Source organism: Dactylosporangium maewongense (genome assembly GCF_039531485.1).
Classification (GTDB): Bacteria; Actinomycetota; Actinomycetes; order Mycobacteriales; family Micromonosporaceae; genus Dactylosporangium; species Dactylosporangium maewongense.
Map to the genome: position 1 here is coordinate 52,515 of NZ_BAAAQD010000040.1, position 19,759 is coordinate 72,273.

The window sequence follows — 19,759 nt, forward strand, 5'->3', positions numbered from 1 at the left end:
CGGCAGGTGCTGACGGGGACGGCGCGGCGACGGGACAGCGCAGTCGTGGCGTGGGGAGTGGGACGGCGCACGGACGCGGATGTCATTGCGCGGGCATCCAGAGACGGCGCGGCGAAGGAACGGCGCGGGGGCGGTGCGGCGCGCGGGACGACGAAAGCGCGGCAGCGGACCAGGGCGCGCCTGAGGGGAGGCGCGCTCCGGTCCGCTGCCGCTGGTGAGGGAAGCGTCAGGCGGTCGTGCCCCACATCGAGGCGAACGCGGCAGCCTCGCCGGCGAGCCACCGCTCCACCTCGGCCGGCTTGACCGCCGGGTCGGGGCGCAGGACGTCACCGCGGCGCAGGTCGACGAGGACGGCCGTGGCGTTGGGCAGGACCAGGTCCATGTGGCGGGTCATGAGGTGCAGGGTGGCGACCGCGGCCTCGTCCTGCGGCGGGTCCTCGTCGAAGTGCAGGCGGACCGCCTCGCCGTGACCGTCCGCATACCGCAGGCCGAAGTGCGGGTTGATCTTCACGGGGAGGCTGCCCAGCATGCCGAGGGTGTCGCGCGTCGGGGTGACCTCCACCTGCGACAGGTCGCCGATCGACTCGATGTAGCGCAGCGCGCCGGGGACGACCGACTCGTACAGTGGCCGCCACCGCGAATTGACCTGCTCGACGACCGCGTTGAGGTAGGTGCCGCCGGTGCGGAACCGGATGTCGGCCTTCAGCGCCTTGACCAACTGGCCGTGTGGGTTGAAGCCGGAGCCCGACTCTCGCTGACGGCGCAGCCCGCCCACGAAGCTCGCCTTGCGAGGGCCGGTGCGGCCGACATAGCGCGTGAAACTCAACAGCGTCGCATACGGAACGGACCCCGGGGTGACGGTGGACACGGTCACTTGCGCTCTCCTCCCAGCCAACGAAACCGGCTCAAGAACCCCAGCTCAAGAGCGACTTTCGTACACACATTCTAATCGATCGGCGCCACATTTCCCAGTCTCGGGAGACTGTCGGTGAAACACACCGGTTAAGTAGGTAAGGTGACTGCATGACGACGTTCCACTGGTTCCTGCCGACGACCGGCGACGGTGATCAGGTCGGCGCCGCGACCGTCTCCGCCGGAGCCGCCGCACACGTCCGGACACCCACCGTCGCGTATCTGTCGGAGGTCGCCCGCGCCGCCGAGGAGGCCGGGTTCGCGTCGGTGTTGACACCCGTCGGCGCCGGCTGCCTCGACCCTCTCGTCATGTGTACCGCGATCGCCCAGCACACGACCACGCTGCGGATGCTCGTTGCGTTCCGGGCCGGCTTCACCCTGCCGACCCTCCTCGCCCAGCAGGCCGAGGCATTCCAGTGGATCTCCGGCGGCCGCCTCGCCCTCAACGTCGTCACGGGCGGTGACCAGCAGGAGCAGCGAGCGTACGGCGACTTCGTCGAACACGACGCCCGCTATGCCCGCACCGCCGAGTACCTCCAGGTGCTGCGCAACACGTGGAAGGGCGAGCGGTTCGACTTCCACGGCGACTACTACCACGTCGAGTGCGGCGGCCTCGGTACGCCACTCGCCGACGTCCCACCCATCTACTTCGGCGGTGCGTCGCCTGCCGCCGAGGACGTGGCCGCACGCCACGCGGACGTCTACCTCATGTGGGGCGAGCCGCCGGCCGCGATCGCCGAGCGCGTCGAGCGCATGCGGGCCAAGGCCGCGGCGTACGGCCGGACCCTGCGCTTCGGCCTGCGGATCCACGTCATCGTCCGCGACGACGCCGACCAGGCGTGGGCCGAGGCCGACCGGCTGCTGCGCGGCATGGACCCAGCGAGGATCGCGGCGGCGCAGGCCCGGTTCGCCAGGATGGACTCCGTCGGCCAGGCCAGGATGACCGCGCTCAACGCCGGCACCACCGACGGCCTGGTCATCGCCCCCAACCTGTGGGCCGGCATCGGCCTCGTCCGCGAGGGCGCCGGCACCGCCCTGGTCGGCAGCCCCGAGGAGATCCGTCTGCGCCTCGCCGAGTACGAAGGCGTCGACGAGTTCATCCTCTCCGGCTGGCCCCACCTCGAGGAGGCTCACCGGGTCGCCGCAGCGCTGCTGACCCCGGTCCCGGCCTGACCCACACCTCCGACGACGAAGACTGGCGCTGCGTGTGCGGCGTCTCCCCATGTACGGCGATCGACGGCTCCCGCTCCGGAGACCGCGTCGGCGCGGAGGCACGGAACGCAATCCGCGCGACCGCCGCCCAGGGCCCGCCGTATCGACCAGCCGGCGGCATCCGGACGCGGCAATACCGGCTGGCCGGGTCAAGGCGGACCCGAGATCCCGAGCCTCACCCACCACGCAGCGGACACGACCGGGGCGATCGATGCAGCGGGCGGGCGGTGTCCCGTTCCGCACGGCTCACCACGCTGCTTCTGGCGTCTGCGGTGAGCGCCGCGCTGCTTCTGGGCGTCTGCGGTGAGCGCCGCGCTGCCCGAGGGGTCCGCGGTGGGCGCCGCGCTCGCCGGGCGTGACGCTGCCCATCGGCCGTCGCCGTCCGCGATCGACCGGTGTGATGCCTCACCTCAGCGCCGTGGAGCATCGCGTCGATCGCCGGCGGTGCCCGGCTGCGACGGCGCCCTTCCGCCGTCTGATGCCATGGTGCTCGCCGCGAACCGACCGCCATCGCGGTGGGTCGTCGAAGCTAGGTCGATCCGGCCGGCTGCATTCGTGGTGGGGTCGTGGGGGTTGGGTTGAGCAGGTCGGCTGCTGTCGCGGCGCTGGGCCTGGTCCAGGGGCACTCAGCCCCAGACGCGGATCTGGCGCAGCGCCGTTGTCGGAGCGGGTGGGTTCAGTTGGTCAGCTGCTGTCGCGGTGCGCTGGGCCTGGTCCAGGGGCACTCAACCCCAGACGCCGATCTGGCGCAGCGCCGTCGCCGGAGCGGGTGGGTCGACTGGTCGGTTGCTGTCGTGACGGGGTCGTCGGGATGGGTGGGTCGAGCCGGGTCGGCCTGGAGCAGGTCGGTGACGGGTGGTGGAGGTGTCAGCCCGAGATGAGGTCCGCCACGGGGCCGAGCATGAGCCGGGTGCCGAACGCGAGCGACGCCAGCGACACGATCACGAAGAACGCGACGTAGACGATCGCGGGCACGCGGGTCAGCCGGCCGATCTGGTCGGCGTCGGAGTTGGGTGCCTGGCGGCGGAAGCGTGACTGCTGCAGCTCGAACACGGCCCGCACGCCGCCGAGCAGCATGAACCAGGAGAAGGCGTACGCGAACGCGCCCTGCACCTCCGGCGAGCCGAACCACGAGACCGCGAAGATGATCGCACCGGCGACCACGACGGAGACCATGCCGTAGACGTTGCGGATCATGATGAGCATGGCGACGAGCAGGAGCAGCAGGAGCCAGAGCAGCACTGTGATCCGGCCCACGCCGAGGATCGCGGCCGCGCCGAGGCCCAGCAGCGACGGCGTGATGTACCCGGCGAGCCCGGTGACCACCATGCCGAGCCCGTTGGGCCGGCCCCTCGACAGCGTCAGGCCCGACGTGTCGGAGTGCAGCCGGATCCCGGAGAGCCGCCGGCCGCTCAGCACCGCCGCCAGGGCGTGGCCGCCCTCGTGCGCGATGGTGATGAAGTTGCGCATGACCCGCCAGGCGGGCCGCAACAGGACCGCCAGCAGCGCCACGACGGCGGTGGCGATGACGACCTCTCGCGGGGGCGCGGGCAACCGGCTGAATGCGTCGCTCAACACATCGAACACGAATGCAGAGCCTGCCACCTGACGTGTTGAATGAACAGCGTGGAGATCAGGCGCTTTGTCGACGACGACTGGCAGGGCCAGCACTCGGGCCTCTGGGACGTGTGGCGCGAGGTCGTGTCCGCCGGCGAGAGTTACGACAACGACCCGAACTCCACCGAGCAGGACGCCAGGTCGCACTGGCTGCTGCCGCCCCCGTTCGAGGTCTGGGTGGCGGTCGAGGACGGCGACGTGCTCGGCACCTACAAGGTAGGCCCCAACAAGGGCCGCCTCGGTGACCACGTGGCGAACGCCAGCTTCATGGTGTCGACCCGCGCCCGGGGGCGAGGCCTGGGCCGCACCCTCGGCGAGCACTGCCTCGACCGGGCCCGCGAGCTCGGCTTCACGGCGATGCAGTTCAACGCGGTCGTGTCCACCAACACCGTCGCCGTGCGGCTTTGGCGCTCGCTCGGCTTCATCATCGTCGGCACGATTCCGGACGGCTTCCGCAGCACGAAGTACGGGTTGGTCGACTTCCATATCATGTATCGGAGTCTGTGACGGTCTACGCCGCCCAAGGAGTCCCCCACATGGGGAGTATTGCCTGGTAACGGTTGTGACCTTCATCTTGCATTCTGTACGAATACCCCGATGCGTACTCCCCCCGAAGCGCGCGACGACACCGACGACGGTCTCCGGTCGCTCAGCGAGGACCTCACCGGTTATCGCATCGGTGACGCCTACCAGCTGATCGAGCCGATCGGCGGCGGTGGCACCGGGACCGTGTGGCGTGCCCGCGCGCTCCAGGGTGACGAAGAGGTCGCCGTCAAGCTGCTGCGCGAAGACCTCATGGCGGAGCCGAAGGCGGTCAACCGCTTCGTCCAGGAACGCGCGATCCTCCTCATGCTCCGCCACCCGCACATCGTGCGGGTCCGTGACCTGGTCACCGTCGGCACGTCGCTCGGCCTCGTCATGGACCTCGTCGACGGCGGCACTCTCCGCGACCACCTGCACGATCGCGGCACGCTGCCGCCGGCCGAGGCCGCGACACTGCTCGCTCAGGTCGCCGACGCGCTCTCGGCGGCGCACCGGCGCGGCATCGTCCATCGCGACCTGAAGCCCGACAACATCCTGCTCGACCGCGACGGCGGCCAGCCGCACACCCGCCTCACCGACTTCGGCATCGCGCGGGTGCTCGACACGCCGAGCATGACGACGCCGGGCGCGCTCGTCGGCACCGCCAACTACATCGCGCCGGAGACCGTCTACGGCGGCCGCCCCGCGCCGTCGGCGGACGTCTACGCCCTCGGCGTGGTGCTCTTCGAGCTCGTCACTGGACGGCCGCCCTATGCCGGGGGCCCGGCCTGGGCGATCCTGCGTCGGCACGTGGACGAGTCGCCGCAGCGTGTGGAGGGGATGCCGGAGACCGTCTGGCGGGTCGTGGGGGCTTGCATGGACAAGCGTCCAGGCCGCCGCCCGACGGCGAAGGAACTCGCGCACACGCTGCGCGTGGTGGCGAAGCGCACCGCCGACGATCCCGCTCTGCCGCCCCAGCCAGTGATCCATGAGCTGCTGCCCTCCTTCGAGCCGCCGGTGCCGAAGCCCCGACCGCCGACATCATCGCGCTCACGTATGACAATTTTGGCCGTCGTACTGGCGGCGCTGGCGGTCGTCGCGGTCCCCGCCTGGCGGGTCGTGCACCGGCCCAGTGCGCAGACAGCGGTCCAGCGTCCGGACGCGCTGCCGCCGAGCGTCGACGGTCAGCCCGCGATGCCGAAGCTCGGTGTCACACCGTCGGTGGGCGGTGGCCGTACATCTGGCGGCGAGAAGATCAGAGGTGGTGTCCCCACCCGGTCGGCTGGTCCTGTCGAGGCGATCGTGTGGGGTGCGTGGCAGTGCGCCGAGGAGTACACATGGGACATCGGGCATCCGGTCCTCGCGAAGCCGTGCCATCAGACCAGCTCTGCCGCGGTCCGCATGGTGGGGCACGTCTCGGCGCTCCCGGCGATCCAGGCCGACATCTCCATGTCGCTCGTCGACGCTGAGACCAGAAACGTCGTCGACGGCCCGCGCGTGTGCCGTGAGCTGATGTTCACCGACTTCGCGCCCAGCCACGACTGCGGCCCGTTCGACGTCACCCCGCCGCGTGGCCGCCGGTACTACGTGGTGGAGAAGTGGGTCTACACAAACCGGGCGATCCTGCCCGGCGGGTCGGTCCAGGGGCCCACGTTCGACTGGTAGGAAAAGCCGCTGGAATTGTCGTACCCATGTGGTGAGGTGTCGGCATGATAGCCATCGAGCCTCCCGGCCTCGACCAACTTCTCGCCGATAGCTGCGCAGACATCGCCGCACTCGCCCGCCACCTGCGGGACGTCATCGTGGAAGCCCGGCCTGAGCTGACCGAGCGCGTCTATCGGGGCTGGCACGGCTTAGGGTTCCACCATCCTGAGCGGGGCCATGTCGCGGCCATCTTCCCCGGCACCGCCTCGGTGTCGGTCGGTTTCGAGCACGGCGCCGACCTGCCCGATCCGCACGGGCTGCTGCAGGGGACGGGCAAGCGGCTGCGCTACCTGCACTTCACACCCGACATGTCCGCGCCGACCCATGAGCACCTGCTCGAGTATCTGGACCTGGCCGTCCCGAAGCCAGCCTCGTAGACGGGCTGCAGCCAGGCGCAGGAAGCGGGTCGCGGAGGCAGGAGCGGGCGCGGGAAACGGGTCGCGGAGGCAGGAGCGGGCGCGGGAAGCGGGTCGCGGGCCGGAGTCGGGCACGAGGCGGGTCCTGTGGGCGGGTCGGAGCTGGACGCGAAGCGAGCCGCAGGCTGGTGCCGGGCTGGAGCTCGGCGGGTAGCGCTTCGTGGACCGGAGCCGGGGGCGGTGAACTGGTCGCGGCCGGAGCTGCGCCGAGGTCAGGCGCGAGGCAGGACACCGGCAGGATTCGGTGCGTGGAGCGGATCTCGTTGACAGGTGGTGGTCAGTCGGTCGTGGGCAGAGTTGGGTGTGAGGCAGCCACGGGCCGGAGTTTGGCGGAACGGGTCTCGCAGGTGATCCGGAGCCGGGGCGGGGACGCGAACCCGGTCCCGGGGTGGAGTCGGGCGGGGAGCCAGCCCCATGGGCGGGTCGAAGCGTGCCGCGGGCCGGGAGCAGGCGCGAAGCCGGTTGCGGGTGTTTCGTGCTGGGCCGGGCGGCGGGGGTCGCGGTTTGTGGGCCTGTCGGGCGCGAAGCCGGGCGGCCATCCGGTCCCCTCGCGAAGCTGTGCCATCAGACCAGGTCGGCCGCAGTCCGCATGGTCGGGCACGTGCCGGTCGCAGGCTGGAGCCGGGCGGGCAACAGGCAGAGAGTCGGGCTGGGGCCGGGGCGGGTAGCAGGCAATGAGTCGGGCGGGCAGCGGGTCTCGTAGACGGACCGGAGCCAGGCGTGGGATGCGGGCGGCAGCGGGTCTCGTAGACGGGCCGGAGTCAGGCGTGGGAAGTGGGCGGGCGGCGGGTCTCGTAGACGGGCTGCAGCCAGGCGCGGGAAAGCGGGTGGGAGCGGGTGCCGTCGAGGACCTGAGGGCGGTCTGCGATCGTCTCGCCGGGGATGGTCAGGTGCTGGGGGCCACCGGCAGGCCGTCGGAGCGCATCGCGCGGCCGTCTTCGGTGACGACGGCGCACTCGTGGTTGGGGAGCTGGGCCAGCCAGTCGATGCCTGCCTCGCCCATGGCCAGGGCCGCCGTGGCGTAGGCGTCCGCCGTGCCGAGGTCCGGGCCGACCACGGTGACCGAGCGCAGGGCGGCGGCCGGCTCGCCGGTGAAGGGGTCGATGACGTGCAGGCCGCGCTCGTACGTGCCAGAGGTCGCCACCGCCATGTCGGTGACCTCCAGGACCCACGCGAGGGACATCGCCTCCCAGGGGTGGCGGATGCCGACCCGCCACGCCGGGCGGCCAGGGGCGGCGCCACGGACGAAGACGTCGCCGCCGGCGTTCAGGCAATGGTGGGAGGAGCCGAGCAGCAGCAGGCGGTCGCACGCGCGCTGGACCGCCCAGCCCTTGACGTAGCCGGAGGGGTCGAGGCGGCCGCCGGCCATGATGTCGAAGTAGCCCCGGGTCTCGTCCCAGAGCTCGGCGCACCGGTCGAGGACCTCGCCGACCAGCGGCGAGCAGTCGGAGCGGCGCAGCTCGCCGCGGCCGAGGCGGCTGATCTCACTGTCGGCCTGGTAGGTGCTGAAGGTGGTGTCGACCAGGCGCAGCCAGGCGAAGACCTCGTCGGCCAGGCGCTCCAGCTCGGGCACCGGCAGCGGGTCGGCCAGGTCGAGGCTGACCGCCATCCCCATCACGTGCTCGACCCGCACGAGCACAGGTCACGCCTGGAACGCGCGGTCGATCGCCGACTGCAGCGACAGCTTGTAGCCCGAGCTGGTGTAGGTCGCGCCGGAGACCGTGTCGATGTCCGCGCTCTGCTTCGAGAGGGCCTGGGACTTGAGCTTCGGGAGGGCGTTGTTGTTGATCTGCACGGAGCGCGAGTGGTTGCTCGGCGAGTCCAGGACCTTGATGTCGGTGATCTTGCCGCCGGAGACGACGATCGAGAGTTCGACCGAGCCGTATTCGACGTAGACGCTGTTGCCGCCGAAGGTGCCGTCTTTCATCGTGGTGCGGGGTGGCTTCGGCGCCGCCGTCGTGGGCTTCGGCGCGCTGGTCGTCTTCGTGCCGCCACCGGCCGGAGGCGCTGCGGTCGTCGTCGTGGCCGCCGTCGTGGTGGGCGCGGCGCCGTTGCCGGGCGGCATTGTGACCGCCGAGGGCGGGCCCCCGGACGCCGACGGCACGGGGCCGGTCGCGCCGACGGCCTGCGGGTCCAGGGGGCGGTCGGTGGGGCTGCTGAAACCGGCCTTGGCACCCACTAGCAGGACGGTGCCCGCCGCGGTGCCCATCAGGGCGATCATCGCGCGTCTCACGAGGGACCAACTCTCAACAAGAAGCTAGAACTCGAAGGGGTCGAGGTGGATCTGCCGGCGCGGGACCCGCAGCCGCCGCAGCACCTGCAGCGACTGCGTGACCAGCCCGTCTGGGCCGCACAGGTAGATGTCGCGTTCGGTGATGTCGGGCACCAGCTCCCGCATCCCGGCGGGCGTGAACAGGCGCCGGGGGCCGGGGTCGCGCCGGTCGCCGACCACGAACCACAGCGTGGCGTGCCGCAGGTCGGCCAGGTGCTCCAGCTCGTCGCGCAGGTGCAGGTCGTGCACGGCGGACGCCCGGTAGATGACCACCGCGCCGGGCGGCAGCTCCTCCAGCAGCGCGCGGATCGGCCCGATGCCGCTGCCCGCCGCGATGAGCACGGTCCGCGACTTGACCCGGCGGCTCGCGGTGAAGTCGCCCCACGGGCCCTCGACGAAGATCCGCACACCGGGGCGCAGGTCGCGCATCGCCATCGTGTGGCTGCCGACGGTCTTGACGGTGAGCCGCAGCCAGCGGCCGTTCGGCGCGGCGGAGAGCGAGAAGGGGTGCGCCTGCCACCACAGCCCGCGCGACAGGAAGCGCCACCGGAAGAACTGGCCGGCCTGCGCGTCCATGTCGTGCAGGCGGTTGCCGGTGATGTAGATCGACACCATGTCGGGGCCCTCGGCGACCACGTCGGCCACCTGGAGCCGGTGCCGGAGGTTGAACGTCAGCGGCGCCACGATGCGCCCCCAGACGACCGCGGTGACCATGACGACGTAGAAGGCGATCCACAGCGTCCGGCCGAGGCCCGGTTTGAAGAGCTCCTGCCCGTTGGAGAACTGGTGGGCGAAGCCGAGCAGCAGCGCCAGGTAGGCGGTCAGATGCAGGAAGTACCACAGCTCGTAGGGCAGGGCCCGGCGCAGCCCGCGGATGCTCAGCAGGCCGATGCACACCAGCATGCCGGCCGCGAGGAAGGCGGTGACCATGTCCTCGTACTCGGTCAGGATCGTGCCGAGCTCGCTGACGAAACCGACCCGGTCGGCGTACGCGTAACCGACGGTGATCAGCGCCGCGTGGGCCAGGATCATGATCAGGACGGAGCCGCCGAGCTCGCGGTGCCACAGGCCCAGGTGGCGGGCGCCGATCCAGCGCTCCAGGACGGCCAGCCGGCTCATCAGGATCACCTGCACCAGCAGCAGGTAGCCGGCGATCAGGCCGGTGACGCGGCCGGCCGACTGGAAGATCTCCGCGCCGGTGTCGATCGAGCCGGCCTTCGTGCCGAGCCACCAGGGCAGCAGCGCCAGCGCGAGACCGCCCCAGAACAGGGTGCGCAGCAGGAACCGTCCGGCGCTGTTGTGCTCGACGGGTCGTGCCGCCGGGGCGGCGAGGCTGCTCGCCGGGCGTTGTTGCCGGGGGACGGTCATGGTTGATCGTGTCTCATGTGGTTCCACTGCCATTGGTGGTATCAGAACCCGCTGGTCGAGGACCATGGGCTTAAGCCGGACTTCAACCTGCGCACAAGATGCTCGCACGAGTGGCCGGCGGGCAGGCGCCCCTAGAATGACGCGATGCAGCGCTTCTGGCGAATCGCCCTGATCGTCCTCGCGGTGGTCGCCGCGTTCGCTGCGACGGGCCTCGGCGTGGCATACACGCTCGGTGTCTTCACCGAAGCGGGGCGTTTCAGCGCCGCACCTGACTGCGCGGTGCTCGACGCTTCAGCGGTGGCGGCGGTGGTACCGGCGGCGAAGGTCGAGGCCGACGGCGCCAACTGCACGGCGGGGGACGGTCAGACGCAGCTCAACGTCGGCTTCACGGTCGTGCCCAAGAAGGGCACGGTCGGCGGCCCGGAGCTCGCCTCCCGCTACCTCGAAGTGACCAGCGGCACCGAGAGCGAGCCCCTCGACGGCGTCGGCGACCAGGCGGTCCGCCAGCGGGTCCGCGCCATCGGCCAGCCTCAGATCATCACGATGCGGGTCAGCAACCTGATCGTGGTGCTGTCCGTCGCCAACCTCGGCGGCGGCGAGCTCCCCGCCGCCGCGGACACGGGCCTGGTCGAGGTGGCCAAGACCCTGGCCGCCAAGCTCAACGCCTGACCCGAGGCAAGCGCCCCCCGACAAAGCCGCGCCCAAGGAGAGCGGCGACGCTGTGGACAACGGCGCGGCAGCGGAAGCGAATCTCGCCCGCCCTGCACAAAATCACAAAGAAGGCGAAAAGGACATCAGGGGAGTTGCCGCAGGAAGCGCCCCGCCGCGTCGGAGCGGTCCGAGTACCCGAGCGCCTTGTAGAACGCGTGCGCGCCCTCGCGGGTCCGCAGGCTGGTCACCTCGACGCTGTGGCAGCCGCGCATGAGGCCGAAGGTCTCCGCCGCCGCGACCAGGCTGGTGCCGATCCCGCGCCCGCGCGCCGAGTCCGCGACGGCGAGCGCGACGATCCGCAGCCACGACCCGTCCTTCTCGAACGACGGGATGATGTGCGCAGCGATGACACCCAGCAGGCGGCCCCGCTCGTCCCAGACGAACGCGCCCCCGTCGGGGTGGTCGACCCAGGAGCGCAGGCGCCCGGCGGTGTCGGTCCCCTCCTGGGGATAGCCCAGCTGCTCCAGCAGCGTCGCCACCTGCTCGGTATCGTCGGTGGACAACCGGCGAACACCGCGGGCGACCTGCATTCGGTAGGCGTGCAGCACGTCAGCGCTCATGCAAGCAGCGTAGAACCGGTGACGCGGTTTGTGTCGGCCTGAACGCAGTCATTCACGTCCGCGGTGCACGTGCATCACAAACCTGCCACTTGACTGTGCGCCTGTTGCCTCTACCATTCGCACCCGCAAGTGCACGTGAAGCGATCAGGACCGCAGCGCCTTCTCGAACACCTCGACGGGCTGCGCGCCGGACACGCCGATCCTCTGGTCGAAGACGAAGAACGGCACGCCGCTGATGCCGTACGCGCGGGCCTGCGCGAAGTCCTGACGGACGTCGGCCTCGAACGAGCCGTCGGCGAGGGCCTGCTTGGCCGCCACCTCGTCCAGCCCGACCGTGGCGGCGAGCCCCGCGAGCACCACCTGGTCGCCGACGTCGGCACCCTCGGTGAAGTACGCGTGCAGGAGCCGTTCCTTCAGCTCCGCCTGCAGGCCGTGGGCCTTGGCGAAGTGCAGCAGCCGGTGCGCGTCGAAGGTGTTGGCGGTGCGGGCCCGGGCGAAGTCGTACGCCAGACCCTCGGCCGCCGCGAGCTGCGTGACGTGCTCGAACATGCCGTCGATCTGAGCCTGGGGCAGCCCCAGCTTCGCGCCCAGCGACTCGCCGACCGGCCGCGGGTCGCCCACCGGCGTCGACGGGTCGAGCTGGAAGCTGCGCCACTGCACCGAAACCGCCCCGTCGAACGTCGACAGGGCGGTTTCGAGGCGTCGTTTGCCGATGTAGCACCACGGGCAGACGATGTCGGACCAGACCTCGATCGTGATCATGCGCGCTCCTGTTCGTTGACGGTTCAACAATAGCGCGCACATCAGGCCGGAGGCGTCACCAGTCGGAGTTGCTGCCTCCCGTGCCGAGGATGACCTGGTCAAACGTGTTGCCGTCGTTGTCGTCGGTGTACGCGACGCTGACCTCGCCCCACGGCGACACCGCGACGACCTGCTGCTCCTGCCGGCCCGTCGCCGTCTGGCTGAGGACCTGCGAAGCGAGGCGGCCCGTGCCGGTGCCGTCGGGGTTGAACCCGCGGACCCACACGTCGAGCCCGCCCACGGTCCAGCCGGCGACCGTGTTCGCCTGGTCGTCGATGCCGATCGAGGGGGCGGCGCCGCCGTTCGCCGACAGGACCTCCACGTGCCGCGGCGTGCCGTCGGCGAGGAACGAGCGGGTCCACACGCCGGCGGTGCCGGTGTGGTCCGACTCGTACGCGACCGCGAAGGCGCCCGAGAACGACGCCGCGATCGCCGCCCGCCGCTGCTGGCCGTCGCCGAGGCTGTTGGCGGTACGGCGGGAGAGGTTGACCGCGCCGTTGGCCTTCGCCAGGCGTACGAGACCGATGTTGTAGAACCCGTTGGCGTCGGCGTCCTCGTCCCAGACGACCAGGGCGTCGCCGGACGCCGAGACCGCGACGTCGGGCTGGTGGTGCGCGCCGGTGGTCTGCGACGCGAAGACCTCGTAGGCCTTCGTCGTCGGGCCCGTGTACCCGGCGGCCTTGACCCTGTACGTGGTGCCCTGCACGTCCTCCCACACGACGCTGAACGCGACCGCCCCGGTGCTCGGCGCGCCGTCCGGGTCGACGGCCACCTTCGGCAGGATCTGGTCGCCGGCGGCGTCCGCGTTGGCCCGGCCGGACGCGGTGACCGTGCCGGTGGGGGAGACGACCCGGTAGACGATGTTGAACGCGCCGTTGCCGTCCGGGTCCTCGGCCCAGACCACGACGGCGTTGCCCTTGTCGTCGAGGCCGACGTCGGGGCTGATGTGCTTCCAGTTCGTGCCGGACGTGCCGCCCGCCGACAGCTTGAGCTCGTACTTCGCGACGCCGTCGGTGAACAGCCGCAGCCAGACGTCGGAGTGGGAGTTGTTCTCGGGCGCGGTGCTGTCCCGGTCGTCCTCCCAGACCACGGCGACCTGGCCGTTGCGGTTGGCGGCGATGGCCGGCGTGTCCTGGTCGCCGGTGGCGACGCTGTTGGCCGTCGTCCACGTCATCGACGTGGCGGCGAGGGTCGCGGCGAGCGCGACCGAGGTGATGGCTGCCATTGAAAAGGTTTCTCCTACAGGGCCCGAAGGCCGGGCTGGCCGTCGAGGATCGCGAACGACTTGAGGGTGGTGGCGGCCGCGCCGTGCTCGGTGACCGAGCTGACCGCGCGGAAGTCGGCCCGCACCTGCGCGGGGCTGATCGTGGTCCGGATGTAACCCCGCAGGTTGGAGTAGAACTTCAGGTGCGGGTTCGTGCCGGAGTTGGGGATCGTGGTGGTCGTCGAGCCGTTGCCGCCGGACGTGATCGACGTGCAGACCAGCTCGGTGCCGATGGTCGCGGAGGAGCTGCTGGCGTAGTCGGCCTTCAGGTCGTTGCCCCATGCCGCGTGTACGTCGCCGGTGAGCACGAGCGGGTTACGCACCGACCGGTCGATCCAGCCCTGCTGGATGCGGGACCGGGACGCGCGGTAGCCGTCCCAGGCGTCCATGTTGGCGGCGCCGCCGGCGTCGTACTGCCGGGCGAAGAACACCTGCTGGCCGAGGATGTCCCAGGTGCCGTAGTGCTGGGCGAGGCCGTCGAGCAGCCACGCCTCCTGCGCCGCGCCCGTCAGCGACCGCGACGCGGTGTCCGCGGCGGCGCACACCTTCCAGCCGTCGCCGCAGGCCTGGTCGTCGCGGAACTGCCGGGTGTCGAGCATGTGGAACGTGGCGAGCGTGCCCCAGCCGACCCGGCGGTACAGGGGGATGCTGTTGCCCGTCGGCGCCTGGCTCGGCCGCAGCGGCATGTTCTCGTAGTACGCACGGTAGGCGGCGGTGCGCCGGGCGGTCCACTGCGCCGCCGTCAGCACCGGGCTGCTGTCGTTGCGCACCATGTTGGCGTAGTTGTTCTCGACCTCGTGGTCGTCGGGCACGACCAGCCACGGCGCGATCGCGTGCGCCGCCTGCAGGTCCGGGTCCGACTTGTACTGCGCGTAGCGGCGGCGGTAGTCGGCGAGCGAGACGATCTCGGCGCCGGCGTGCTGGCGGACGCCGCTGGAGCCCGTGCCGCCCTCGTAGATGTAGTCGCCCAGGTGCAGGATCAGGTCCGGGCGGTCCTCGGCCATGCGGCGGTAGGCCGTGAAGTAGCCCGACTCGTAGTGCGAGCACGACGCGAACGCCATCACCAGGTTGCGGCCCACGGTGCCGGGCGCGGGCGCGGTGCGGGTCCGGCCCACGGGGGACAGGTGGCCCTGCGCACGGAAGCGGTAGTAGTACTCGGCGTCGGGCGCGAGCCCACCCGCGACCACGTGCACGGAGTGCGCGTCGGCGTAACGGGCGGTGACCGACCCCGACGCGACGAGCGAGCTGAACGTGTCGGTCGTGGACACCTGCCAGTCGACGGTGACGTCGGCGTTGGCCATGCCGCCCTGACCGTCGGCGTTCAGCGGCGACGGGGCGAGCCGGGTCCACAGCACGACGCTGTCTGAGGCCGGCTCGCCCGAGGCGACGCCGAGCTTGAACGGGAACGGGACGGCGGCCTGAGCGCTGGTCAACGGCAGTGCGACGGCCCCGGCGGTGGCCAGTCCACTGAGGACGAACGTGCGGCGGCTGAGCCTCTTCATGTCGCACACTTTTATCAGAGTCGATGAACGCCCGGTGTCCCTCAGCTAGCCGCGACCTGCATTCGATGTATGGCAGGGCGCGTTCTTGCATTCACTCACGGGCTTCTTTTGGCGTCCGGCCGAACTGTTTGCGGAACGCCCGATGGAAGCTGGCCACGTTGCCGAAGCCCGCCTCCGTGGCGACGTCGATGACCCGCAGGTGCCGCATCGCCGGGTCGGCCAGGTGCCGCGCCGCGCGCTCCAGCCGCAGTTGCCGCACCGTGGCCGCGTAGGACTCCCCCTGCCCCGCTCCTGCTCCCGCTACCGCTACCGCTCCTGCTCCTGCTCCCGAAAAGAGTGCGTGCACCGTCCTGACGGAGATGCCGAGGCGCCGTGCGGTCGCCGCCGGTGACAGGTCCTCGTCGGTCAGATGTCCTTCGATGTCGTCGATGCATGTCCGGTACGTCTTGGGCGACCGCACCGGTGTCAGGATCGACGGTTCGAGCGCGATCGACAGCATGCCCGCCGCGTGCGCGGCCAGCCGGTTCGCCGCCGACTCCCGCATCGGCCCCCTGGCGAGGGTCTCCATCGAGTGCCGTACGGCCGCCCCGACCCCGGTGACGGTGTCGATCGCCGTCGCCGTCCGCACCGGTCCGTTGGCTTGCAGTGTCTTCGCCGGTACGAACAGCGACAGCTGCCGGAAATCACCGCCGAACTCGAACCGGAACGGCTCGTCGGCGTCGACCACGGCCAGGCCGCCCGGGCGGAGCGTGGCCACCCGCCCGTGCTGCACCATCAGACTCGTGCCGCTGACCTGCAGATTCGCGTAGTAGCCGCCGATCGGGTCGCTGGCGACGGCGGCTTCCGTCCGGTACACCACCTGCCGCTGCGACTCGATCCTCGCCAGGCTGTGCTCGCCCAGCCGCCACTGCGTCACCGACCCGGCGAACCCGTCCCTCAGATCCGACTCCGGCGTCAGCGCCAGAAACGCCTCGCAGATCAGCTCCCGCCAATGCGTGAACTGCTCGGCCGGTGCGAGTGCCGACGTCGTCCAGTAGCTGCGGTTGTCCACTGCACGTCTCCTATGCCGCTCCCAGCAGCCATGCAACGCCCGCTCCCACCACCGCCGACATGGTTGCGACGCCCTTCCGACAGCGTCACCGGTGCTTTCTGAAGTATTGGTTCGCCGACCCGGTGAACATCAGCGGCACGGCCGCCCAGACCGCGGCCACGTGCAATGTCCTGGCCGCCGCGATCGCCCACCAGGTCAGGTCCGCGTCGGCGGTCGCCGCGCTCAGCGAGTTGCCGTCGGCCAGCCACGAGATCGGCTCGATGACCAGCGACAACGTGCCGACGATGCCCAGCACGACGGCGAGGGCGATCCGGGCCCACCGCCGCCCCGCCCGCATCCGCAGCGCGGTCAGCACCGCCGCCGCGTACACCACGCACCGGAACAGCACCCCGAACAGGGGATTCTCGCCGGCCTGGCCGGCCCCCACGACGATCACCGTCTCCACCGCGCCGAGCGCGACGGCGCCGATCCACAACCCGGTCGCCGCGCGCACCGCGACGGGTGGCCGGCTGGAGTCCAGAAGAATCATGCCCTTCACTGTCCGCCGCTGCTCCCCGCCTCACACACCCCCTGACCACCGTCTTCGTGCTGCGGCTAACCCCCGTGTCCGCGTTCGTGTCCGCCTTTGTGTCCGCCTTCGTGGCGGCCTCCGTACCGCCCGAGCATCGCCACCGCGTCGGCCGTCATCGCCTCGATGATCTCCGCCGCCGGCCGCAGCTCGGTGACCAGCCCGACACCCTGCCCGGCGAGCAGCGGCATCTCCTCGAGATCACCAGTGGTCAGCCCGCGCATCGGCACCAGGTTGGAGAACCGGTGCATCGTCACCGTCTCCCCACCCAGCACCGTCTCCCCGATCACCGGCAGCGGCGCGTCGTCCGCCTCCGCCGGCGGCGCGTCCAGCCACTCGCGCACGACCCGGTTCCGCAGCACCCGCATCGGGTTGAAGTCCGGCATGTCCGGCCCGAACATCGACGTGCTCACCGTCTCCGTGGCGTCCGAGCTCAGCAACCGGCTCTTGTACCCGTCGTGCGCCCCCGACTCGCCGCTGGCCACGAACCGCGTGCCGACCCACGCCCCGTCCGCCCCCAGCATCAGCGCCGCCGCCACGCCCCGCCCGTCCGCGATCCCACCCGACGCCAGCACCAACGCCGGCGCCACCGCGTCCACGACCAGCGGCACCAGCGCGAACACCGGCAACGTCGCCGCGTTGTGCCCGCCCGCCTCCTGCCCCTGCGCGACGACCACGTCCACCCCGTCGTCAACCGCCCGCTTCGCCGCGTCAACCGAGCTGAGCTGCTCGAACACCCGCACACCCGCCCCGTGCAGCTGCTCGATCCACCTCCGCGGCGGATGCCCCCAGTGAAACGACACCACCGCCACCCCGGCCTCACACACCGCGTCGATCTGCGCCTGCTCCGTGAACACCGTGATGAAGTTGACGTTGAACGGCCGATCCGTCTTCGCCTGTATCGCCGCCACCGTCTGCGCCAACGCCGCCGCCGGCATCAACCCCACCCCGAGCGACCCGAGCGCCCCCGCGTTGCTGACCGCCACCGGCAACTCCGGCGTCATTCCCACGAACGCCATCCCCGCCTGCGCGATCGGCGTCGTGAGCCCGAACGCCTCCGTGAACCTGGTCCTGAGTCCCATACCCCGAACCGTGCCCCACCCGCACCCCACCGGTGTTGCCTCCCGCGCAGCCCACATCGCATTCCGTGCAGACGTCACCCACCCGACACCCGGCCTCGACACGCTGGGCGCCGCCCCCGTACCGCGCGGGCCCAGGAGCGAAACTTCACCCCATGACGATCGACGCGTACCGGGCCCTCTGGGAATCACACGACGACCGCTATGTCCTGCTGCGAGTGCCCAGCGGCCACGCCATCTTCGACGTACAAGCCCGCGGGACAGTGATCATCGAGGACGACGACCTCTACCGCGAGGTGAAGCAGCGGATGCTGGACAACGGCGCCGCCGTCGTCGACCGCCCCCCAACCCCTTAGCCGGCACCTAACTCTGGCTGGCTGTCTGGAAGGCGCACCCGCAGGCGCCTCTTCGGTGTACAGCGACCGAACAGGCGCCTGACCAGCGCCGAAGTGGTGCGCCCGGTAGGGATCGAACCTACGACCTTGGGATTAGAAGTCCCCTGCTCTATCCGCTGAGCTACGAGCGCATGTCGTCGGACAGGCTACCGCCTACGGCGGAGGATTCGCTTGTGGGGAGCCAAATCGACGTTCTCAGGACAACATTCCTCGCCTCCCGGCACAAGCGGGTTCCCTTGTCGCGCCACTCGTTTCGCTACGGGTGGCGACAAAGTCACGCTTCGGGTCGTTCGGACCCCTCCCGAACGGTCCACCCCACAGCCCCATTACCCGCAACCACTCCAGCCAACGCATTCGCGCGCACCAACCCCGCACCCCACCGTAGGCGGGCCAGCGCCGCACGGTGCCCAGGACGCTCCCTTCACCGTGTCCCAGGTCGGGTCTCGTCCGAGCCGTGCCTGGTCTCGCCCGTGCTTGGCCTGGTCTCGCCCGAGCCGTGCCTGGTCTTGCTTCCCGCGCTCAGCATCGTGCTCAGGCTGGTCAAGGCGGCGCGCACGACCAGTCCCTTGTCGGGTCTGCCCACCCGCAGGTCCCACCAGCCGGTCGCCTACCTGGGCGACGGTCCCCACCCGCCAGTCCCTTGCCGCGTCGGCGCACGGCAGCGCGCCCCGGCCAGTCGCTTGCTGGGTCGACCCGCGCGGCGGTCCTCACCGGCCGGTCCTCACCGGCCGGTCCTCACCGGCCGGTCCCCACCGGCCAGTTCCCCGCCGCGTCGGCCCATGGCGGTGCGCACCGGCCAGGTCGCTTGCCGCGTCCGCCTACGCAGCGCGCTCCTGACCGGTCCGCGTGGCTGTTCACGGCGGTGCCGGCGGTGGGTCGTGACGCCGGATGCCTCGGTGCCGCGACCCACCGACCCGTCAGGCGGGAACCGGCACCTTGCCCCGGTTGCGCCGGCGCCGGCCGCCGCTCGACTCCTCGGGCGCGTCCGTCGAACTCTCGTCGTCGCCGGTGGGGGACCCCTCGTCCTCCGAGTCGGAGACCGCCGGGACCTCCGCGGTGTCGGCGTCGGTCGTGAGCTCCGCCGCGTCGTCCGGCGCGGTGAAGCCCTCCATCGCGGCGAACGCCGCGCCGTCGAACGCGGCGTTGATCGCGTTGTCGAGCTCGGTCAGGACGTCCTCCGCGAACGGATCCCGGTCGGCGTCCGCCGGCTCCACCATGGTCGTGACGAAGCCGCCGAGCTCGGCGTCGTAGTCGCGCTGTCGCGGCAGCGCGTTGATCGCCACCACCGGTGTGCTCGGCTGGCCCGCGATGTGGGCGTCCGACAGCTCGTCGTCGATCGAGCTGGTCGCCGTGTTGGCCTTGACCCGGGCGAACTTCGCCCGGCCACGGGCCAGGTCGTGGCCGATGGAGGTGGCCTCCAGCTCGTACGCCACCCGCTTGGCGTGGTCCTCGGTCTCCCAGTTGCGGCTCGACAGCTTGCCGGTGATGATCACCGGGTCGCCGACGTGGACGCTGCGGATCACGTTCTCCGCGAGGTTGCGCCAGCAGGTGACGCGCAGCCGGAGCTGGTTGCCGTCGACCCACTGCCCCTCGCTGCGGTCGTAGCGCCGTGACGTGGCGGCGACCTTGAAGGACGCGACCAGCGCCTTGCTCTCTTCCAGCCGACGGCAGTCAGGCTCGTTGAGCACGTTGCCGACGATGGTCATCGTCGTCTCGTTCATGTCCGTCTCCCTCCCGTGTTAAGGACTCGGGAGGAGCATCGGTCAGATCGGTCCTGCCCCGCTCGCGGCCGACGCCGGATCTGT

19 protein-coding genes and 1 tRNA gene are annotated in these 19,759 nt (G+C 71.0%); 6 read left to right on the forward strand and 14 right to left on the reverse strand.

The annotated features are described in order from the left end of the window. Positions 1-226 precede the first annotated feature (226 nt). Positions 227-874: a hypothetical protein gene (locus ABD332_RS53495; protein WP_344513712.1), complete on the reverse strand. Its 648-nt coding sequence runs from the start codon at positions 872-874 to the stop codon at positions 227-229. Between the two features lie 149 nt (positions 875-1,023). On the opposite strand from ABD332_RS53495, the gene ABD332_RS53500 reads away from it, so the two are divergent. After that, complete coding sequence (locus tag ABD332_RS53500) at positions 1,024-2,085, forward strand: LLM class flavin-dependent oxidoreductase (protein ID WP_344513714.1); 1,062 nt, start codon at positions 1,024-1,026, stop codon at positions 2,083-2,085. Between the two features lie 906 nt (positions 2,086-2,991). On the opposite strand, the gene ABD332_RS53505 is transcribed toward ABD332_RS53500, so the two are convergent. Continuing rightward, positions 2,992-3,711 (reverse strand): M50 family metallopeptidase, encoded by a 720-nt coding sequence (locus tag ABD332_RS53505; protein WP_344513716.1) that lies wholly within the window; start codon positions 3,709-3,711, stop codon positions 2,992-2,994. A gap of 30 nt (positions 3,712-3,741) precedes the next feature. On the opposite strand from ABD332_RS53505, the gene ABD332_RS53510 reads away from it, so the two are divergent. The 3 genes from ABD332_RS53510 (at position 3,742) to ABD332_RS53520 (ending at position 6,344) form a co-directional block, all read left to right on the forward strand. After that, entirely contained in the window at positions 3,742-4,248 is a 507-nt protein-coding gene (locus ABD332_RS53510; protein ID WP_344513718.1) for a GNAT family N-acetyltransferase, read from the forward strand. A gap of 90 nt (positions 4,249-4,338) precedes the next feature. Beyond that, positions 4,339-5,928, forward strand: coding sequence for a serine/threonine-protein kinase (locus ABD332_RS53515; RefSeq protein ID WP_344513720.1), 1,590 nt, complete (start codon positions 4,339-4,341; stop codon positions 5,926-5,928). A 44-nt stretch (positions 5,929-5,972) separates the two neighbouring features. Beyond that, on the forward strand, positions 5,973-6,344 hold the full coding sequence (locus ABD332_RS53520) for a DUF1801 domain-containing protein (protein ID WP_344513722.1): 372 nt from the start codon (positions 5,973-5,975) through the stop codon (positions 6,342-6,344). A 925-nt stretch (positions 6,345-7,269) separates the two neighbouring features. Here the strand turns inward: ABD332_RS53520 and ABD332_RS53525 are convergent. The 3 genes from ABD332_RS53525 to ABD332_RS53535 are packed head-to-tail and all read right to left on the reverse strand — an operon-like array spanning position 7,270 to position 10,023. After that, entirely contained in the window at positions 7,270-8,016 is a 747-nt protein-coding gene (locus tag ABD332_RS53525; protein ID WP_425552444.1) for an FAD:protein FMN transferase, read from the reverse strand. Positions 8,017-8,025: 9 nt separating this feature from the next. Then, positions 8,026-8,616, reverse strand: a complete 591-nt coding sequence (locus ABD332_RS53530) for an FMN-binding protein (RefSeq protein ID WP_344513724.1) — start codon at positions 8,614-8,616, stop codon at positions 8,026-8,028. Positions 8,617-8,640: 24 nt separating this feature from the next. Continuing rightward, on the reverse strand, positions 8,641-10,023 hold the full coding sequence (locus ABD332_RS53535; RefSeq protein ID WP_344513726.1) for a ferredoxin reductase family protein: 1,383 nt from the start codon (positions 10,021-10,023) through the stop codon (positions 8,641-8,643). A gap of 144 nt (positions 10,024-10,167) precedes the next feature. Between ABD332_RS53535 and ABD332_RS53540 the strand changes: the two genes are divergently transcribed. After that, positions 10,168-10,692: a hypothetical protein gene (locus ABD332_RS53540; RefSeq protein WP_344513728.1), complete on the forward strand. Its 525-nt coding sequence runs from the start codon at positions 10,168-10,170 to the stop codon at positions 10,690-10,692. A 125-nt stretch (positions 10,693-10,817) separates the two neighbouring features. Here ABD332_RS53540 and ABD332_RS53545 read toward each other — a convergent pair whose 3' ends face one another. From ABD332_RS53545 to ABD332_RS53575, 7 genes are all read right to left on the reverse strand, one after another. Continuing rightward, on the reverse strand, positions 10,818-11,294 hold the full coding sequence (locus tag ABD332_RS53545) for a GNAT family N-acetyltransferase (RefSeq protein ID WP_344513730.1): 477 nt from the start codon (positions 11,292-11,294) through the stop codon (positions 10,818-10,820). 144 nt (positions 11,295-11,438) lie between these two features. Continuing rightward, entirely contained in the window at positions 11,439-12,056 is a 618-nt protein-coding gene (locus tag ABD332_RS53550) for a DsbA family oxidoreductase (RefSeq protein ID WP_344513732.1), read from the reverse strand. Positions 12,057-12,111: 55 nt separating this feature from the next. Continuing rightward, entirely contained in the window at positions 12,112-13,320 is a 1,209-nt protein-coding gene (locus tag ABD332_RS53555) for a hypothetical protein (RefSeq protein ID WP_344513734.1), read from the reverse strand. Between the two features lie 14 nt (positions 13,321-13,334). Next, positions 13,335-14,861, reverse strand: coding sequence for an alkaline phosphatase D family protein (locus ABD332_RS53560; RefSeq protein WP_344513736.1), 1,527 nt, complete (start codon positions 14,859-14,861; stop codon positions 13,335-13,337). Between the two features lie 91 nt (positions 14,862-14,952). Continuing rightward, complete coding sequence (locus tag ABD332_RS53565) at positions 14,953-15,912, reverse strand: AraC-like ligand-binding domain-containing protein (RefSeq protein WP_344513738.1); 960 nt, start codon at positions 15,910-15,912, stop codon at positions 14,953-14,955. 85 nt (positions 15,913-15,997) lie between these two features. Continuing rightward, the gene (locus tag ABD332_RS53570) at positions 15,998-16,441 is read right to left on the reverse strand and encodes a hypothetical protein (RefSeq protein WP_344513740.1); all 444 of its coding nucleotides are present in this window, start codon (positions 16,439-16,441) and stop codon (positions 15,998-16,000) included. A gap of 65 nt (positions 16,442-16,506) precedes the next feature. Beyond that, positions 16,507-17,562: an NAD(P)H-dependent flavin oxidoreductase gene (locus ABD332_RS53575; protein WP_344513742.1), complete on the reverse strand. Its 1,056-nt coding sequence runs from the start codon at positions 17,560-17,562 to the stop codon at positions 16,507-16,509. A 152-nt stretch (positions 17,563-17,714) separates the two neighbouring features. On the opposite strand from ABD332_RS53575, the gene ABD332_RS53580 reads away from it, so the two are divergent. Then, positions 17,715-17,915, forward strand: coding sequence for a hypothetical protein (locus ABD332_RS53580; RefSeq protein WP_344513744.1), 201 nt, complete (start codon positions 17,715-17,717; stop codon positions 17,913-17,915). Between the two features lie 94 nt (positions 17,916-18,009). Here the strand turns inward: ABD332_RS53580 and ABD332_RS53585 are convergent. Both ABD332_RS53585 and ssb read right to left on the reverse strand, forming a co-directional pair. After that, positions 18,010-18,085 (reverse strand) — tRNA-Arg (locus tag ABD332_RS53585). Positions 18,086-18,871: 786 nt separating this feature from the next. Beyond that, positions 18,872-19,675: a single-stranded DNA-binding protein gene (gene ssb, locus ABD332_RS53590; protein ID WP_344513746.1), complete on the reverse strand. Its 804-nt coding sequence runs from the start codon at positions 19,673-19,675 to the stop codon at positions 18,872-18,874. Between the last annotated feature and the right edge of the window lie 84 nt (positions 19,676-19,759).

Excerpts from the sequence above, each read along its gene's own strand:
- ssb (WP_344513746.1), bottom strand. The coding sequence starts at position 19,675 with ATGAACGAGACGACGATGACCATCGTCGGCAACGTGCTCAACGAGCCT.
- ABD332_RS53550 (WP_344513732.1), bottom strand. The coding sequence starts at position 12,056 with ATGATCACGATCGAGGTCTGGTCCGACATCGTCTGCCCGTGGTGCTAC.
- ABD332_RS53545 (WP_344513730.1), bottom strand. The coding sequence starts at position 11,294 with ATGAGCGCTGACGTGCTGCACGCCTACCGAATGCAGGTCGCCCGCGGT.
- ABD332_RS53575 (WP_344513742.1), bottom strand. The coding sequence starts at position 17,562 with ATGGGACTCAGGACCAGGTTCACGGAGGCGTTCGGGCTCACGACGCCG.
- ABD332_RS53560 (WP_344513736.1), bottom strand. The coding sequence starts at position 14,861 with ATGAAGAGGCTCAGCCGCCGCACGTTCGTCCTCAGTGGACTGGCCACC.
- ABD332_RS53520 (WP_344513722.1), top strand. The coding sequence starts at position 5,973 with ATGATAGCCATCGAGCCTCCCGGCCTCGACCAACTTCTCGCCGATAGC.
- ABD332_RS53515 (WP_344513720.1), top strand. The coding sequence starts at position 4,339 with ATGCGTACTCCCCCCGAAGCGCGCGACGACACCGACGACGGTCTCCGG.
- ABD332_RS53570 (WP_344513740.1), bottom strand. The coding sequence starts at position 16,441 with ATGATTCTTCTGGACTCCAGCCGGCCACCCGTCGCGGTGCGCGCGGCG.
- ABD332_RS53540 (WP_344513728.1), top strand. The coding sequence starts at position 10,168 with ATGCAGCGCTTCTGGCGAATCGCCCTGATCGTCCTCGCGGTGGTCGCC.
- ABD332_RS53535 (WP_344513726.1), bottom strand. The coding sequence starts at position 10,023 with ATGACCGTCCCCCGGCAACAACGCCCGGCGAGCAGCCTCGCCGCCCCG.
- ABD332_RS53580 (WP_344513744.1), top strand. The coding sequence starts at position 17,715 with ATGACGATCGACGCGTACCGGGCCCTCTGGGAATCACACGACGACCGC.
- ABD332_RS53510 (WP_344513718.1), top strand. The coding sequence starts at position 3,742 with ATGAACAGCGTGGAGATCAGGCGCTTTGTCGACGACGACTGGCAGGGC.
- ABD332_RS53500 (WP_344513714.1), top strand. The coding sequence starts at position 1,024 with ATGACGACGTTCCACTGGTTCCTGCCGACGACCGGCGACGGTGATCAG.
- ABD332_RS53555 (WP_344513734.1), bottom strand. The coding sequence starts at position 13,320 with ATGGCAGCCATCACCTCGGTCGCGCTCGCCGCGACCCTCGCCGCCACG.